General features: G+C 61.1%; 13 protein-coding genes. 8 read left to right on the forward strand and 5 right to left on the reverse strand.

The window, feature by feature from the left end:
- Positions 1–115: 115 nt before the first annotated feature.
- Positions 116–1,357, forward strand: coding sequence for an MFS transporter (locus BLU25_RS02170; RefSeq protein ID WP_371838251.1), 1,242 nt, complete (start codon positions 116–118; stop codon positions 1,355–1,357).
- Positions 1,358–2,009: 652 nt separating this feature from the next.
- On the opposite strand, the gene BLU25_RS02175 is transcribed toward BLU25_RS02170, so the two are convergent.
- Both BLU25_RS02175 and tauA read right to left on the reverse strand, forming a co-directional pair.
- Positions 2,010–3,005 (reverse strand): GlxA family transcriptional regulator, encoded by a 996-nt coding sequence (locus BLU25_RS02175; RefSeq protein WP_083369498.1) that lies wholly within the window; start codon positions 3,003–3,005, stop codon positions 2,010–2,012.
- A 145-nt stretch (positions 3,006–3,150) separates the two neighbouring features.
- On the reverse strand, positions 3,151–4,125 hold the full coding sequence (gene tauA, locus BLU25_RS02180) for a taurine ABC transporter substrate-binding protein (protein WP_016780728.1): 975 nt from the start codon (positions 4,123–4,125) through the stop codon (positions 3,151–3,153).
- 269 nt (positions 4,126–4,394) lie between these two features.
- On the opposite strand from tauA, the gene BLU25_RS02185 reads away from it, so the two are divergent.
- Positions 4,395–6,437, forward strand: coding sequence for a c-type cytochrome (locus BLU25_RS02185; RefSeq protein ID WP_016780729.1), 2,043 nt, complete (start codon positions 4,395–4,397; stop codon positions 6,435–6,437).
- A gap of 131 nt (positions 6,438–6,568) precedes the next feature.
- Here the strand turns inward: BLU25_RS02185 and mrdA are convergent, their stop codons facing one another.
- Positions 6,569–8,464: a penicillin-binding protein 2 gene (gene mrdA, locus BLU25_RS02190; RefSeq protein ID WP_016780730.1), complete on the reverse strand. Its 1,896-nt coding sequence runs from the start codon at positions 8,462–8,464 to the stop codon at positions 6,569–6,571.
- 155 nt (positions 8,465–8,619) lie between these two features.
- Here mrdA and BLU25_RS02195 point away from each other — a divergent pair, with 155 nt between their 5' ends.
- Positions 8,620–9,534: a 1-aminocyclopropane-1-carboxylate deaminase/D-cysteine desulfhydrase gene (locus BLU25_RS02195; RefSeq protein WP_016780731.1), complete on the forward strand. Its 915-nt coding sequence runs from the start codon at positions 8,620–8,622 to the stop codon at positions 9,532–9,534.
- Positions 9,535–10,859: 1,325 nt separating this feature from the next.
- Here the strand turns inward: BLU25_RS02195 and BLU25_RS02205 are convergent.
- Both BLU25_RS02205 and BLU25_RS02210 read right to left on the reverse strand, forming a co-directional pair.
- Positions 10,860–11,408 carry a cytochrome b gene (locus BLU25_RS02205; RefSeq protein WP_016780733.1) on the reverse strand — a complete coding sequence of 183 codons (549 nt, stop codon included), beginning with the start codon at positions 11,406–11,408 and terminating at the stop codon, positions 10,860–10,862.
- Positions 11,409–11,501: 93 nt separating this feature from the next.
- Positions 11,502–12,458 (reverse strand): DUF1853 family protein, encoded by a 957-nt coding sequence (locus BLU25_RS02210; RefSeq protein ID WP_083369500.1) that lies wholly within the window; start codon positions 12,456–12,458, stop codon positions 11,502–11,504.
- A gap of 101 nt (positions 12,459–12,559) precedes the next feature.
- On the opposite strand from BLU25_RS02210, the gene BLU25_RS02215 reads away from it, so the two are divergent.
- The 5 genes from BLU25_RS02215 (at position 12,560) to BLU25_RS02235 (ending at position 16,522) form a co-directional block, all read left to right on the forward strand.
- A complete protein-coding gene (locus BLU25_RS02215; RefSeq protein ID WP_016780735.1) occupies positions 12,560–13,450 on the forward strand; it encodes an NAD(+) kinase in 891 nt (296 codons plus the stop codon).
- The gene (locus BLU25_RS02220; RefSeq protein WP_083369501.1) at positions 13,450–14,421 is read left to right on the forward strand and encodes a metallophosphoesterase; all 972 of its coding nucleotides are present in this window, start codon (positions 13,450–13,452) and stop codon (positions 14,419–14,421) included. The genes BLU25_RS02215 and BLU25_RS02220 overlap by 1 nt, the downstream gene beginning before the upstream one ends.
- A complete protein-coding gene (locus BLU25_RS02225) occupies positions 14,418–15,290 on the forward strand; it encodes a rhomboid family intramembrane serine protease (protein WP_016780737.1) in 873 nt (290 codons plus the stop codon). Before BLU25_RS02220 ends, BLU25_RS02225 begins: the two co-directional genes overlap by 4 nt.
- A gap of 144 nt (positions 15,291–15,434) precedes the next feature.
- Positions 15,435–15,695 carry a YeaC family protein gene (locus BLU25_RS02230; RefSeq protein ID WP_016780738.1) on the forward strand — a complete coding sequence of 87 codons (261 nt, stop codon included), beginning with the start codon at positions 15,435–15,437 and terminating at the stop codon, positions 15,693–15,695.
- Entirely contained in the window at positions 15,692–16,522 is an 831-nt protein-coding gene (locus BLU25_RS02235; RefSeq protein WP_016780739.1) for a DUF2797 domain-containing protein, read from the forward strand. The genes BLU25_RS02230 and BLU25_RS02235 overlap by 4 nt, the downstream gene beginning before the upstream one ends.
- Position 16,523: the final 1 nt, after the last annotated feature.

Genomic DNA, 16,523 nt, shown 5'->3' on the forward strand with positions numbered 1-16,523 from the left:
GAGGTGCTCAATGAGTATCCCGAGCGCAAGTATCGCTTTGCCCCTGACCCCCGAACAGCAAATCGAGCGCCTCAGCGAGCGCAAGGCGTTGCGCCGCGCCGCCACGGCCAGCTTTATGGGCAACTTTGTCGAGTGGTTCGACTACGCCGCTTATGGCTATCTGGCGACGGTCATCGCCCTGACGTTCTTCCCGCAAACCGACACCACCACAGGGCTGCTGGCTACCTTCGCTGTATTTGCCCTGTCGTTTATCGTGCGCCCGTTCGGTGGTCTGGTATGGGGGCATTTTGGCGACAAGTACGGGCGACGCAGCGCCTTGTCGTGGTCGATCCTGATCATGACCGTGGCGACTTTTTGCATCGGTATATTGCCCACCTATAACCAGATCGGCCTGTGGGCACCGGTGTTGCTGTTGTTGATTCGTCTGGTGCAGGGTTTTTCGGCGTCAGGGGAATATGCAGGGGCTTCGGCGTTCCTGGCCGAGTATGCCCCTGAGGGCAAGCGCGGTTTCTACACCAGCATCGTGCCCGCAAGCACGGCAGCTGGCCTGTTGTTCGGGGCGATGTTTGTCGCGGGCATGCATGCCTTGATGACGGTTGAGAACCTGCACGACTGGGGCTGGCGCCTGCCGTTTCTGCTGGCGGCACCTTTTGGCCTGGTGGGGCGCTATATCCGCGTGCATTTGCAGGACTCGCCCAAGTTCCTGGAGATGGAAAAGCGTCTGGAAGCCAAGGAGTGCGCAACCCATGCTCCAGTGCGTGAATTGCTCACGGTACATCGTCGGCCGGTACTGATCGGCATCGGCGTGACCTGCCTGAATGCGGTGGCTTTCTATCTGTTGCTCAGTTACATGCCGACCTACCTGTCAACCGAGATGGGCATGAGCGAAAATGATTCATTTATCGCGTCTACGGTGTCGCTGGCGACCTATATCGGCCTGATCTTCCTGATGGGCAAGCTGTCGGACCGCTACGGGCGCAAGACCATGCTGGTCAGTGCGTCGGTGATGTTCCTGCTGCTAACCTTTCCGCTGTTCGGGATGCTGGGCAACCCGTCGCTGGTGGTGATCCTGATGATCCAGATTGCTTTTGGCGCCATCCTGGCGATGAACGACGGCACCTTGCCGTGTTTTCTGGCCGAGATCTTCCCGACGCGGGTCCGGTTTAGCGGTTTTGCCTTCAGCTTCAACGTGGCCAACGCGGTGTTTGGCGGTACGGCGCCGTTTATAGCCACCTGGCTGATCCATATGACCGGCAACAAAATGGCCCCGGCCTGGTACCTGCTGGCCGCCGCGGCTGTGGCACTGGTGGCGATGCTGGCCAGTCGGGAGACCGCGCACAAGGCGTTGCAGGATTAACCTGCCCCGTCCCCCACACCTTGTAGCCGCTGAGGAGCGAAGCGAGGCTGCGATCGGCTGCGAAGCAGTCGCAAAATCAGACACCTGGTTTTATCAGATAGCCCCGGGTCTCAGGTTTTACGGCCGCTTCGCTCCTCAGCGGCTACAGGAAAACAGTTAAGTCGAGTACATATCCGGCATCTGCATCTAACTGCAATATTGGTTTCGCCCTTACGGCGAGTCACTACAGAACCTCCACTCGGCCTGTCTGGAGGCGGGAGCTGCGATCGACATATTTCCTCTGTGGGAGCCGGGCTTGCCCGCGATGCAGGCACCTCGTTCTGTCTGGATGACCGACGTGCTGCCATCGCGGGCAAGCCCGGCTCCCACAAGGGATTGGTGGTGCTTATGTAGCCACGCGATTGTCCAGACGACACGAATGCCCCTCACAGAAGGCCGAGCGCAGGTGCTGTTATGGGGGGGGGCGCGGCAGGACGCCGCGCCAGCCGCGATGGGGCGGCCGACCGGCCGGCCTGTTGGCGTCAGTGTGTGCTGCGCAATCTTTGTAGCCGCTGAGGAGCGAAGCGAGGCTGCGATCGGCTGCGAAGCAGTCGCAAAATCAGGCACTGGGTTTTTCAGATAGCCCCGGGTCTCAGGTTTTACGGGTGATGTTTTAGTGCAACGCCACCTGCTTGCGCTCACCAATGGGTGATACACCGAACAGGCGGCTATAGCATTTGGAAAAATGCGCCGCCGACACAAAACCACAGGCCAGGGCGATATCCCGCACTTGTGATTCGCTGCGCAGTAACAGGCTTCGCGCCCGCGCCAGGCGCAACTCAAGGTAGTACTGGCTCGGCGTGCGTTGCAGGTGCTTGTGGAACAGGCGCTCAAGTTGACGTACCGACACTTCGTTCAAGCGGGCCAGGTCTTCCAGGCTGACCGGCTCTTCCAGATTGGCCTCCATGATTGCCACCACCTGACTCAGTTTGGGCTGCGAAGTCCCGAGTTTTTGGCGCAGCGGTACGCGCTGCTGCTCTTGCGGGCCGCGGGCGCGATCGCACAGCAGCAGTTCGGCGGCATGGGCAGCGATTTCGCGGCCACCCGGTTCGCGGGCAATCAGTTGCAAGGTCATGTCCATCGAGGCCACTCCGCCCGAGCAGGTGTAGCGGTCGCGGTCCAGTTCGAACAACTGGTTGGAAATGATGATCCCGGGGAAGTGGTCCTTGAGGGTTTCGATATCTTCCCAGTGGATGGTGCAGCGATAGCCCTTGAGCAGCCCGGCACGGGCCAGCCAGTAACTGCCGGTGCAGATGCCGCCCAGGGCCACTTGTTCGTGGGCCAGCTTGCGCAACCAGTTGAGTACCGGGCGGCTGCTGAGGTGGGAGACGATCGGGTTCGAACCCACTACCAGTAAAATGTCCAGTTTTGGTGCATCACCGATCACATGGTCGGGCAGGATGCGCATGCCGTTGCTGGCAATGACCGGATCCAGGGTAGGGGCAATGATCACGGTGCGAAACATCTCGCAGCGCGCCGCCATATTGGCCATGCGCAGGGTTTCGATGGCCGAGGCAAAACCGATAGTGGTGAAGTTTGGTATCACCAGAAAGCCCACGGTTTTCACTGCAGGCAAGTTGATCGGTGACGCTGTAACAGGCGTTGCCATCCTTACGCTCCTTTTTATGATCCGGGACGCCTCTGGCGTCAGGGTTCACGCAGGTTTTCGCATCGCCAGAACGAAACTGGCGATGCAAGGCTCTGTGCTGTAGGGGCGTAACGAAGCATTTCTTGTGCCAGTGGCTAACAGCTTGTTATTGCGGCAAAAATTTATCGCTGACAAAGGCTGAATAGTCGGGCAAAACGCCCTCGATCTTGCCTTGGTCCTTGAGAAACAGGGCGGTTTGGGCGATATCTCTGGCCGTGCCGCCGCCCAGCAACTGCGCCGACTTTTGCTCGGCCGTCGAAGGGAAGTGCGTACCCTGCAGCAGCTCGGGGATATCAGCGGGGCTGGCACCGGTCAGTTTGGCGATCTTCTGTACCTGTGCCGAATCTGCGCTCCAGGCCGCCTGGTGGGCGTTGTAGTCGGCGATGGCGTCGAGGCTGACTTTGGCAAATTGGGCCACTATTTCCGGGTGTTTCTCGGCAAAGTCCTTGCGTGCTACCCAAACCTCAAACGTTGGGGCGCCCCATTCACTGACCTGGCCTGCATCGGTGAGGATTTTCCCGGTCTTGCGGATTTCCCCCAGGGCAGGGGACCAGGTGAACGCGCCGTCGATATCGCCACGCTTCCAGGCTGCGGTGATTTGCGCAGGGCTGAGGTTGACCACCTTGACCTGCTGCGGGGTGAGGTTCCAGTGTTTCAGCGCGCCCAGCAGGCTGTAGTGCGAAGTCGAGACAAAGGGCGTGGCGATGGTTTTGCCGATCAGGTCTTGCGGGCCGTTGATGCCGCTGCCATCACGCACCACCAGGGCTTCGGAACCCTTGATCTGCGCGGTGACGATAAAAGTCACCAGCGGCACATTGCGCGAGGCCGCGGCAGCCAGCGGGCTAGAACCCAGATTGCCGATCTGCAGGTCTCCGGAGGCCAGTGCCGACACCACTGCCGGACCCGAATCAAAACGGCGCCAGTCGATCTTTTCACCGATGGCCTTCTCGTAACTGCCCTCGGCCTGGGCCAGCTTGGTGGGGTCGATGCCGGTGATATAGCCGATGGTCAAATCAGCCGCCTGCGCGCCGAAGCTGAGGCCTGCGATGGAAAGAGCAATCAGGAGTGTGCGCACGGACATGGGTCGGACCTTGTTGTAAGGAGCTAAAGAGGGGGTGGTCCGGTGGTCCGGTGAAGCGAATCTAAGTTCTTTAAATCAAAGGGGAAAATACCGTTTTGGAACTAGCTTAGAGCGCCCCGCAATGCCGCCTTGTTGAGGTCGCCATGACCGGGGTCAAACGCCGTGCCCCGAAAAGCCGGTACAAACCCTGCGTGAGGAGTCCATAACAAAACCAGCACGGCCCGTTTCGAGGGGACCACCCCAGATCGACGCCTTAAAGGAATAACGCGATGCTTTCTACCTTCCCACGTCTGGCATTCGCTGGCCTGACGTTGTTTTGTTCAGCCCAGAGCCAGGCCAGTGAGCCGACCCCGGCAACTGCTCCTGAGAAAAACCTGATTGCGCAGGGCAAATATATTGCCCAGCTCGGCGACTGCATTGCCTGCCATACCGCCAAGGGCGGAGCGGTGATGGCGGGCGGGCTGGAGCTGAAAACACCGATGGGCACGATTTATTCGAGCAATATCACCCCGGATCCTGAAACCGGCATCGGCCAGTACAGCTTTGAACAGTTCGACAAGGCCATGCGCCAAGGGGTGACGCCAGCGGGGCAGAACCTGTACCCGGCGATGCCGTATCCGTCTTACGCGAAAATGAGCGAAGACGATATGCGCGCCCTGTACGCCTACCTGATGCAGGACGTAGCGCCGGTGAAGATGGCCAACCTTGAGGCCGACATGGGCTTCCCGTTCAACCAGCGCTGGGGGCTGGCACTGTGGAACTGGGCGTTTGTCGACAATCAGCCGTTCGCCCCCGATCCGGCGAAAAGCCCCGAGCTGAACCGTGGTGCCTACCTGGTGCAGGGGCTGGGGCATTGTGGCTCATGCCACACGCCGCGTGGCATCGCCTTTCAGGAAAAGGCCATGAGCGACACGGGCAGCGCCGGCAAGCATTACCTGGCCGGTGAAACCGTCGAAGAGTGGCGTGCCCTGAGCCTGCGCAACCTGTGGACAGTGGAAGACACCGTGCAGTTGCTCAAGACCGGGCAAAACCGCTTTGCCACGGTGTCGGGCAATATGGCCGATGTCATCCACCACAGTACCCAGCACTTTACCGATGCCGACTTGACGGCCATCGCCAGCTATTTGAAATCGCTGCCCGCGGGCAAGGATGACTTGCCGATGCCGACCGTAGCGCTGACGCCTGCAAGGGCGCCGGATACGCTGTACAGCAGTCGTGGCGGCCTGGGTTACACGCAGTTCTGCGCCGACTGTCATCGCCCGGACGGCGGTGGGGTCCCAGGTATGTTCCCGCCATTGAATGGCAACCCGGGCATTGTGGCGGCCAACCCGACCACCTTGTTGCATATCACCCTGACCGGCTGGAAAACCCCGCAAACAGCGGCGCACCCTCGGGTGTACACCATGCCCGGCTTTGCCCGGCTTCAGGATGATGAAATCGCCGAGATCCTCAGTTTTGTCCGCAGCAGTTGGGGCAATGCGGCCCCGGCGATCAAACCCGCGCAAGTGGCGAAGATGCGCAAGCAGCTCAACCCTTCGACTGATGATGAATCGGCCTTCGTCACCCCGCGTCTAGCCAACCTGCTCAGCGCCGCCAATGCCGATCAGGTGGTGCGTGGCATGCGCCTGCATCTGCAAACCAAGGCGCTGTTGCCGGACAACGTCGGCAACGCGCTCAACTGCACCAGTTGCCATTTGAACGCGGGCACCGTGGCCGATGGTTCGCCTTTTGTGGGGGTGTCGGCGTTCTTTCCCAGCTATGCCCCCCGTGCGGGCAAGGACGTGACGCTGGAGGAGCGGATCAATGGATGTTTCCGTCGTTCGATGGATGGCAAGCCGTTGCCGGTGGCCTCGGCCGACATGCAGGCAATGGTGGCGTATTTTGACTGGATGAAAATGAACACCGTGGCGGGGGACAAGGTGGCAGGGCGGGGCGTGGGCAAGGTGGACCCGACCATCAAGCCGGACCCGGTGAACGGCAAGGCCGTGTATGTGCAGCAATGTGCGGTGTGCCACGGTGACAACGGCGAGGGCTTGAAGCACGCCGATGGCAGCTTTGTGTACCCGCCGCTGTGGGGCGACGAGTCGTTCAATATTGGTGCGGGCATGGCGCGCACCTATACGGCGGCAGCGTTTGTGAAGCGCAATATGCCGATCGGCATGCACGAGAAATTCCCGCTGGGGCAGGGCGGATTATCGGATCAGGATGCGGTGGATGTGGCCGAGTACTTTTCCCATCAGCCACGGCCTGATTTTGTCGACAAGGCCAAGGACTGGCCCAAGGGCGGCAAGCCTGTGGATGCGCGGTATTAAGGGAACGCTCGCGCAAAAGCAAAAGCCCCTCACCCTAAACCTCTCCCGCAGGGAGAGGGGATGAAAGGCAAAAGCAGATCTGCGTAACGCCGCCCATCGAGCGGCCTCTGCCTACGGGTGAGGGCCGCTGTTCAAACATGCGGCGTGGTGTGCGCCTTGACCTGAGGGCTGGCGTATTGCGGCTTGAGCAGGCCCTGGTTGTCCAGCAGCCAGGCATCCATCACTTTGCGCACCACGGGGCCGGCTACGCGGCCGCCGGCTTCGCCGTTTTCGATCATCACCGAAATCACGATTTGTGGATCTTCCGCCGGGGCAAAGCCGACGAACAAGGCGTTGTCACGGTTGCGCTCGGCGGTCTTGAGGCGGTTGTAACGCTCACCCTGTTTGATCGCCACCACTTGCGCCGTACCACTCTTGCCGGCGATGCGGTATTGCACACCCTGGGCCGCCGCCCGGGCGATACCACGCGGGTCGTGCATCACCAGTTGCATGGCGTGGTTGACCTGATCCCAGTCCCGCGGATCACGCAGCACCAGGTTGGGGATCGGGTGTTCGTCCACGGGCGGTGTGCCGTCCACGGTCCTGGCCAGGTGCGGACGGTTCCATACGCCCTTGTTGGCAATCAGTGCCGTGGCCTGGGCCAGTTGCAGCGGCGTGACCTGCATATAGCCCTGGCCTATGCCCAGAATTACTGTCTCGCCAGGGAACCAGGCCTGGCGGCGGGTGCTGCGCTTCCACTCGCGGGACGGCATCAGGCCCGAGGACTCTTCGAACATGTCCAGCGAGACTTTTTGCCCCAACCCAAACTCGGCCATGTAGTCGTGCATGCGGTCGATGCCCAGCTTGGACGCCAGGTCATAGAAGTAGGTGTCGTTGGAGCGCATGATCGCCGCGTTCAAGTCCACCCAGCCGTCGCCGCTGTGGTTCCAGTTGCGGTACTTGTGGTCGACATTGGGCAGCTGGAAGTAACCAGGGTCGAACACCCGGGTCGAGGCCGAGATCACGCCGCTGTCCAGCCCGGCAATCGCCACTTCGGGCTTGATCGTCGAGCCAGGTGCATACAGCCCGCGCAGGGCGCGGTTGAATAGCGGCTTGTCGATGGAGTCGCGCAGGCCCGAGTAATCCCTGGAACTGATACCGGTGACGAACAGGTTGGGGTCGAAGCTCGGCTTGCTGACCATCGCCAGCACTTCGCCGGTTTTCGGGTCCAGGGCAATGATCGAGCCCCGGCGGTCGCCCAGGGCATCCTCGGCGGCTTCCTGCAACTTGATGTCCAGGCTCAGGACGATGTTCTTGCCCGCCACTGCATCGGTATGGCGCAGCACGCGCATGACCCGGCCCTGGGCGTTGGTTTCGACTTCTTCAAAACCGACCTTGCCGTGCAGTTCATTTTCATAAAAGCGCTCGATGCCGGTCTTGCCGATGGATTGGGTACCCCGGTATTGGGTGGCATCTACCTGCTTGGCTTCTTTCTCGTTGATCCGCCCGACATAACCCACTGAATGGGCAAAATGATCGCCTTGCGGGTAATGGCGCACAAACTGCGCCTCAACATCAATGCCGGGCAGGCGGAACTGGTTGACGGCCAACAGGGCGATCTGGTCTTCCGTCAACTCGTACAACAGGGTCGAAGGATCAAACGGATGGCGGGCCTGTTTCATCGCCTTGGCGAACACAGCGCGGTCTTCTTCGGGCAAGTGCAGGATGCTGATCACTGAGTCCAGCACCCTGGCGGTATCGCCGGCGCGCTCGCGGGTGATGGTCATGTTGAAGCTGGGCTGGTTGTCCGCCAGCAGCACGCCGTTGCGGTCGTAGATAAAACCGCGCTCGGGGGGGATGGGCAGCACATGCACCCGGTTGTTCTCGGACACCGTGGAGTTGTAGTCGAACTCGGTGACTTGCAAGAAGTACATACGGCCGATGAGGGCGCAGCTGATAGCCATTACCAGCGCCGCACAGGCGATCAGTCTTTTATTGACCAGCCGTTTTTCGGATTCGTGATCTTTAAGAGGGATCGGCTCAGGCATTCAGGGGGCTCGCGTGAAAAAAACAGATAGCAGCGCTACAAAATTCGGCGCACACCTTAACAAGAAGCCGCAGCTGGAGTCAGTTTATTGGCCGTTCTGAACATGAAAATCGACGGGCTGCGGTAAACTCGCTGTTTTTCAATTGAGCCCCAGCCATGCTGCCCTTGATCGACTGGCACCCCCATGCACCCTTGCAGCGCCTGCATCTGGACTGGTTGCACCAGGCCGGGGTGGAAGTGGCGGTGCTGCGCCTGGACCTGATCGACCCGCTGATCAGCGGCAACAAGTGGTTCAAACTCACCGAGCATCTGCGCGCCGCCTATCAAGCAGGGGCAGACGGGCTGATCAGCCTGGGGGGTGCCCATTCCAACCATCTGCATGCCCTGGCCGCTGCCGGCAAGCGTTTTGGCTTTGCCACCGTGGGGCTGCTGCGTGGTCATCCCCAGCAAACGCCCACCACGCTGGACCTTGAACGCTATGGCATGCAGCTGCACTGGCTGGGGTTTGCCGGGTACAGGGCGCGCCATGAGCCGGGGTTTTGGCAGCCTTGGCAGGCCCTGTACCCGAACCTGCATCAGGTGCCCGAGGGCGGAGGCGGGCTGGCGGGCGCCCTGGGCTGCAAATCACTGGTGAACCAGGTACGTGAGCAACTGGCGACGGTCGGTTGGGACGATTATGACGGTTGGTGGCTGGCGGCGGGTACTGGCACGACCCTGGCCGGTCTGATGCTGGGCGAAGCCGGCAGGCGGCGGGTATATGGGGCACTGGCGGTGCCAGAGGATCACGGCGTCGCCCCGCAAGTGGAGGCCATCTTGCAGGCTGGCGGGCTGCTCGCGCGCAACGTTGAACTGATCGACGCCAGCCGCGGCGGTTTTGCCCGGGTTGATGATGCCTTGCTGGGGTTTATGCGGACCAGCGAAGCGGCCAGTGGTCTGCCGTTGGAGCCGTTGTACACGGCCAAGGCTCTGATGGCGCTGGAGCAGGCGGTCAAAGAGGGGGTAATTGCTCGGGGCATGCGTCTGGTATTTGTCCACACCGGCGGCTTGCAAGGCCGCCGGGGGTTTGCATAACCCGACGCCCTGTTCAAAGAAGCTGCGACTTGCCAGGGGGGACCTAGTGGGATCGGGCTTGCTCGCGATGGGATCACTGCGGTTTATCCGCCAGAGCAGCGTCGCTGGCATCGCAGGCAAGCCAGCTCCCACAGGTTTTGTGGTGTCCCAAGACGTTGTGACTTGCCAGGGGGACGATGTGGGAGCGGGCTTGCTCGCGATAGGATCACTGCGGTTTACCAGCCAGACCGCGTCGCAGGCATCGCAGGCAAGCCAGCTCCCACAGGTTTTGTGGTGTCCCAAGACGTTGTGACTTGCCAGGGGGACGATGTGGGAGCGGGCTTGCTCGCGATGGGATCACTGCGGTTTACCAGCCAGACCGTGTCGCTGGCATTGCAGGCAAGCCAGCGCCCACAGGTTTTGTGGTGTTCAAAGAAGCTGCGACTTGCCAGGGGGGACCAAGTGGGATCGGGCTTGCTCGCGATGGGATCACCGCGGTTTACCAGCCAGACCGTGTCGCTGGCATCGCAGGCAAGCCAGCTCCCACAGGTTTTGTGGTGTCCCAAGACGTTGTGACTTGCCAGGGGGACGATGTGGGAGCGGGCTTGCTCGCGATGGGATCACTGCGGTTTACCAGCCAGACCGTGTCGCTGGCATCGCAGGCAAGCCAGCTCCCACAGGTTTTGTGGTGTCCCAAGACGTTGTGACTTGCCAGGGGGACGATGTGGGAGCGGGCTTGCTCGCGATAGGATCACTGCGGTTTACCAGCCAGACCGTGTCGCTGGCATCGCAGGCAAGCCAGCTCCCACAGGTTTTGTGGTGTCCCAAGACGTTGTGACTTGCCAGGGGGACGATGTGGGAGCGGGCTTGCTCGCGATAGGATCACTGCGGTTTACCAGCCAGACCGCGTCGCAGGCATTGCAGGCAAGCCAGCGCCCACAGGTTTTGTGGTGTCCCAAGACGTTGTGACTTGCCAGGGGGACCATGTGGGAGCGGGCTTGCTCGCGATGGGATCACTGGGGTTTGCCTGCCAGACCGCGTCGCAGGCATTGCAGGCAAGCCAGCGCCCACAGGTTTTGTGGTGTCCCAAGACGTTGTGACTTGCCAGGGGGACGATGTGGGAGCGGGCTTGCTCGCGATAGGATCACTGCGGTTTACCAGCCAGACCGCGTCGCAGGCATTGCAGGCAAGCCAGCGCCCACAGGTTTTGTGGTGTCCCAAGACGTTGTGACTTGCCAGGGGGACGATGTGGGAGCGGGCTTGCTCGCGATGGGATCACTGCGGTTTACCAGCCAGACCGCGTCGCTGGCATCGCAGGCAAGCCACTCCCTCATCAGGCTGCGGGTTCAGCTGCGCCCGGGCAACATGCGCAGCAGGGTGTTGTCCTTGATCAAGTAGTGATGCCCCAGCCCGGCCACGGCATGCAGGCCGATCAACCAGTAGCCGATGGTGCCGCCCAGTTCATGCCAACCCTTGATCTGCTTGGCGAAATCCGGGTCCTTGGCGGTCAGCGGCAAGATGTCGAAGCCATAGAAGTACACCGGCTTGTCGTTGTAACTGAGTACCAGGTAACCCAATACCGGCATGGCGATCATGAACAGGTACAGCGCCCAGTGCATCAAGGTGGCCAGGGCGGTTTGCCAGGCGGGTGGGGCCGGGGTGATTGGCGGTGCAACACCCAGGCTGCGGGCCAGCAGCCGCAGCCAGACCAGCGCAAACACCGTCAGGCCTAGCATAAAATGCGCGTCCTTCATCAGGTTGCGGCCGTCACTGTCCTTGGGGAAAATGCCGCGAAACTCGATCGAGGCGTAGATCAGGATAAACAGCAGCACCATCAGCCAGTGCAGGGCGATGGACATTCGACTGTAGTGATGGGCGGTGCTTTTCCAGGTCATGGTGGTTCCTCACGGTTCAGGTCTTGGGCCCCCGTTCTTGTTGACGGAGTGCCTTTACTTTAAAGCTGTTGAGCCATTTTGCACTGAGATGGGTCAGCTTTCAGGTGTGCCAGGCACATTTGGCCAAAGATCGGACACCAGAAACAAGCGCTCAGCCTCTTCCCAGTCACCCTCTGCATTCTCGCTCAGGCGTACCAGCAGTTGCGCCGGGGCCTGGGGGTGCAACTCTGCCAGCCAGGTATCGAGCTGTTGCGCAGTCCAGACTCCTTCAGGGCCATAGTGCGCCGGGGCCAGCCAGGCATGGCGGGGCAGGGGCTGCCAACGCCCGGCAGCACTCTGGCAAATAAACGCCGGCCAGTCGCGCTGATGCAGCCAGCGCCCGCGCAGGTGCTGCGGGTTGGCTCCCGCCGGCGGGCAGGCCTGCCCGGGCCACGGATACAGCAGGTAGCCACCGAGCCACAGATGGGCGCTGAACCCCTGCACATCCAGGCCGGCCAGGACTTCACGGCTCTCCGGGCGGCTGGACATGGGCAACTGGTGCTGGCTGAAGTGCCTGAGCTTGCGGTCCAGCCGGTCGTTGCTGCCAGGGCCGAGCCATTGCGCGTGATCTGTGCCATCGCCGTGCTGTGGCCCGAGGTAGAGCTTGATCGCCAGTTCCAGGTGATGCACACCGTCACGGTCGCGCACTAACAAGTCCAGCTCACCCAGGGTATGCCCGCCCTGGCGGATCGGCAGGTTGGCGGCAATCAACTCCACACCCGGGGCATGTTGCAGCGCAAACTGCCACAAGCGTTCGTAATAGCGCCCCAGGCGGCGGGTGGTCGCCTGGGCCAGCCAGTGCTGCAGCGGTTGGCTGTTGCGGTCCAGCTCGCGCAGCCACGCCGCCAGTTGCTGCGGGGCCTGCACCCAGTCGCTGCCCGCCAGGGGATGGCGTTGTGGCCAGGGCGTGTGGATGAGCATCGGCGGGGCGAGAATCACCCACGCCAGATCGCGCACCTCGGGGTGGCGCAATTGGTGGGGCAGGTTGAGCAAGTCGGGGAAGAGGGTCATTGTGCGAGCATAGCCGCTCGCGGGGCTGAAAGGGTTTTGTCTATCGTCGTCTTTCGCCCATAATCGTTATTTTCGCACGCATTGAATCCCGCAGGAGCCCCATGGAGCAATTTCGCAATATCGGCATCATAGGTCGTCTGGGCAGCTCGCAAGTGCTCGATACGGTTCGCCGACTGAAAAAATTCCTGCTCGAGCGGCATATGCACGTGATCCTTGAAGACACGATTGCCGAGGTATTGCCCGGTCATGGCCTGCAAACGTCGTCACGCAAAATGCTCGGCGAAGTCTGTGACATGGTCATTGTGGTCGGCGGCGATGGCAGCCTGCTGGGCGCCGCCCGCGCTCTGGCCCGGCACAACGTCCCGGTGCTGGGTATCAACCGTGGCAGCCTGGGCTTTCTGACCGACATCCGCCCCGATGAGCTGGAAGTCAAGGTTGCTGAAGTGCTTGACGGCCACTACCTGGTCGAAAACCGCTTTCTGCTTCAGGCCGAAGTGCGCCGTCACGGCGAAGCCATCGGCCAGGGCGATGCCCTCAACGACGTGGTGCTGCACCCCGGCAAGTCCACGCGCATGATCGAATTCGAACTGCATATCGACGGCCAGTTCGTCTGCAGCCAGAAGGCCGACGGCCTGATCGTCGCCACGCCCACCGGCTCCACGGCCTACGCCATGTCGGCGGGCGGGCCGATCATGCACCCCAAGCTCGACGCCATCGTGATTGTGCCGATGTACCCGCATACCCTGAGCAGCCGCCCGATCGTGGTGGATGGCAACAGCGAACTTAAAATCGTGGTGGCCAAAGACATGCAGATCTACCCGCAAGTGTCGTGCGACGGGCAGAACCATTTCACCTGTGCGCCGGGCGACACCATTACCGTGAGCAAAAAAGCGCAGAAGCTGCGCCTGATCCACCCGTTGGACCACAACTACTATGAAGTGTGTCGGACCAAGCTTGGCTGGGGTAGCCGACTGGGCGGCAGGGCTGACTGATGCTCGATCCTGCGCGCAGTTACGATCTGATCGGTGACGTGCATGGCTGTGCTCATACCCTTGAGCACCTGCTGGAGCGTCTGGGCTATCGCAAACTCGCCGGTATCTGGCGACACCCGCAACGGATGGCGGTGTTTCTGGGTGACATCATTGACCGCGGCCCGCGTATTCGTGAGTCGCTGCATATTGTCTATGACATGGTGCGCAGCGGTCAGGCCCTGTGCCTGATGGGCAACCATGAATTCAACGCGCTGGGCTGGTGTACGCCCGCGCCTGCCGGCAGTGGCAAGCAGTTTGTGCGCGAGCACACGCCGCGCCATGCCCGGCTGATCCACGAAACCCTCGAGCAGTTCGACAACTATCCCGCCGAATGGCGCGAGTTCGTGCAGTGGTTTTACGACATGCCGCTGTTTGTCGATGCTGGGCGCTTTCGCGTGGTGCATGCCTGCTGGGACAGCGAGGTGATTGCAACCTTGCGCGCGCAATACCCTGACGGCTGCATCGACGAGGCCTTCTTGCAGGCTGCAGCGGTGCCGGACAGCTTCGCCAACCTGAGCTTCAACCGCCTGTTGCGCGGCACCGACATGCGCCTGCCGGGGGGTATGACCCTGACCGGTGGCGACGGCCTGACGCGGGCGTTCTTTCGCACCAAGTTCTGGGAAGACGACCCCAAGACCTACGGCGATATCGTCTTCCAGCCGGACGCACTGCCCGAGCGGGTGGCGCAGCAGCCGCTGTCCTCCACCGAGAAAAGTGCCCTGTTACGCTACGGCATTGATGAACCGCTGTTGTTTGTCGGGCACTACTGGCGCAGCGGCCGACCCGCGCCGATCCGTCCGAACCTGGCGTGCCTGGATTACAGCGCGGTGTTGTACGGCAAGCTGGTGGCTTACCGTCTGGACCAGGAAACCCGCCTCGATCCGAACAAATTTGTATGGGTGAATGTAGATCGCCCTGAGGCCATTCAATGAGTGCTGTTGCTGTATTACGTTTGCCGTTGTCCGTGGACCTGAGCGGGTTTGTTGCCTTGTTGCGGCGCATGCAGGTGCCCCATCGGGTCAGCGAAGAGGCCGGCGAACAAGTGCTATGGGCGCCCGAGTCGATTGTCGAGGATGTACTTAGCCTCTATCAGCGCTTCCCGGCGGGTGATCCTGACCACGAGCTGCCGATTGTTGAACGCCCGCAGGTCATGAACCGCCCGGGTTTTGCGCAGCAGCTGCGCGATAGCCCGGCCACGGCCATCGTGTTGCTGTTGTGCGTGATCGTGGCTGCCGTTACCCAACTGGGGGACAATCTGTCGGCCCTGCGCTGGCTGACGTTCCTGGACTTCAGCATCCACGGGCAATACATAGAATTCACCCCGATGGCCGACAGCCTGGCGGCGGGGCAGTGGTGGCGACTGTTTACCCCGATGTTGATCCACTTCGGTTTCCTGCACATTGCCATGAACGGCATGTGGTACTGGGAACTGGGGCGGCGCATTGAAATGCGCCAGGGCAGCATCAACCTGATCGGCTTGAGCCTGTTGTTCAGCCTGGTGTCCAACTTTGCCCAGCACCTGTTTGGCGGCCCGAGCCTGTTTGGTGGGTTGTCCGGCGTGTTGTACGGCTTGCTGGGGCATGTCTGGATTTACCAGCTGATGGCGCCCAACCCGCTGTACAACCTGCCTCGCGGGGTATTGGTGATGATGCTGGTGTGGCTGGCATTGTGCATGTCGGGGCTGGTGTCGATGATCGGCTTTGGCCAGATCGCCAATGCTGCCCATGTGGGCGGGCTTGTCATCGGTTGCGTGACCGGGTTACTGGGCGGGCTGTGGGCGCGGCGCAAGCAGGCTGTATAGAATTTCGAATTGTCGTGTGGGAGCGGGCTTGCTCGCGATGGCATCAACCCGTTGATTCAGACGCACCGAGTTGCCTGAATCGCGAGCAAGCCCGCTCCCACAGATAGAAATGTCATCTGATTTTTAAAGAGCGGAAACAGAACCATGTCCTCTTTCAACGAAATGATTCAAAACATCACCCCCGAGATCTACCAGAGCCTGAAACTGGCCGTGGAAATCGGCAAATGGGCTGACGGTAACAAACTCACTGCCGAACAGCGCGAGCTGTCGTTGCAGGCGATGATTGCCTGGGAAGTGCAAAACCTGCCCGAAGACCAGCGCACCGGTTATATGGGCCCGCAGGAATGCAGCTCCAAATCGGCGCCAGTGCCCAACATCCTGTTCAAGTCGGATGCTATCCATTGATTGAGATTGGTCGCGGTGCAATCAGCAAGATGTCGGCAAGCCTGCAAACGCCGACCGTTCAGTATGCGTTTCGCCTGGGCGATACCGAAGTGCCGGTCAACCCCCTGATCGGCACAAAATTGCGTCTGGAATACTTGGGAGAGATCAACTGCTCCCACTGTGGGCGTAAAACCAAAAAGAGCTTCAGCCAGGGCTACTGCTACCCGTGCATGACCAAGCTGGCGCAGTGCGATGTGTGCATCATGAGCCCCGAACGCTGCCACTACGACGCGGGCACCTGTCGTGATCCGTCGTGGGGCGAGCAGTTCTGCATGACTGACCATGTGGTGTACCTGGCCAATTCCTCCGGGGTCAAGGTCGGTATCACCCGCGCCACCCAGTTGCCGACCCGCTGGCTCGACCAGGGCGCCAGCCAGGCATTGCCGATCGTGCGGGTCGCCACCCGTCAGCAATCGGGCTTTGTCGAAGACCTGTTCCGCTCGCAAGTGGCTGACCGCACCAACTGGCGCGCACTGCTCAAGGGCGATGCCGAGCCGGTAGACCTCAGCGCGGTGCGCGATCAGCTGTTCGATAGCTGTGCCGAGGGCCTGCACACCCTGCAGGAGCGTTTTGGCCTGCAAGCGGTACAGCCTTTGCATAGCGTCGAGCCCATCGAGATTTGCTACCCGGTCGAGCAGTACCCGACCAAGATTGTCAGCTTCAATCTGGATAAAGACCCGATCGTCGAAGGCACGCTGATGGGGATCAAGGGCCAGTACCTGATCTTTGACACCGGCGTTATCAATATCCGCAAATACACGGCCTACCAGCTGGCCGTGCATCAGTAAA

Source organism: Pseudomonas fragi (assembly GCF_900105835.1).
Lineage (GTDB): Bacteria > Pseudomonadota > Gammaproteobacteria > Pseudomonadales > Pseudomonadaceae > Aquipseudomonas > Aquipseudomonas fragi.

Coding starts and splice junctions, on each gene's coding strand:
- BLU25_RS02205 (WP_016780733.1), bottom strand. CDS start 11,408: ATGACCTGGAAAAGCACCGCCCATCACTACAGTCGAATGTCCATCGCC.
- BLU25_RS02215 (WP_016780735.1), top strand. CDS start 12,560: ATGGAGCAATTTCGCAATATCGGCATCATAGGTCGTCTGGGCAGCTCG.
- BLU25_RS02175 (WP_083369498.1), bottom strand. CDS start 3,005: ATGGCAACGCCTGTTACAGCGTCACCGATCAACTTGCCTGCAGTGAAA.
- tauA (WP_016780728.1), bottom strand. CDS start 4,125: ATGTCCGTGCGCACACTCCTGATTGCTCTTTCCATCGCAGGCCTCAGC.
- BLU25_RS02170 (WP_371838251.1), top strand. CDS start 116: ATGGGCAACTTTGTCGAGTGGTTCGACTACGCCGCTTATGGCTATCTG.
- BLU25_RS02220 (WP_083369501.1), top strand. CDS start 13,450: ATGCTCGATCCTGCGCGCAGTTACGATCTGATCGGTGACGTGCATGGC.
- BLU25_RS02210 (WP_083369500.1), bottom strand. CDS start 12,458: ATGACCCTCTTCCCCGACTTGCTCAACCTGCCCCACCAATTGCGCCAC.
- BLU25_RS02195 (WP_016780731.1), top strand. CDS start 8,620: ATGCTGCCCTTGATCGACTGGCACCCCCATGCACCCTTGCAGCGCCTG.
- BLU25_RS02225 (WP_016780737.1), top strand. CDS start 14,418: ATGAGTGCTGTTGCTGTATTACGTTTGCCGTTGTCCGTGGACCTGAGC.
- mrdA (WP_016780730.1), bottom strand. CDS start 8,464: ATGCCTGAGCCGATCCCTCTTAAAGATCACGAATCCGAAAAACGGCTG.
- BLU25_RS02230 (WP_016780738.1), top strand. CDS start 15,435: ATGTCCTCTTTCAACGAAATGATTCAAAACATCACCCCCGAGATCTAC.
- BLU25_RS02185 (WP_016780729.1), top strand. CDS start 4,395: ATGCTTTCTACCTTCCCACGTCTGGCATTCGCTGGCCTGACGTTGTTT.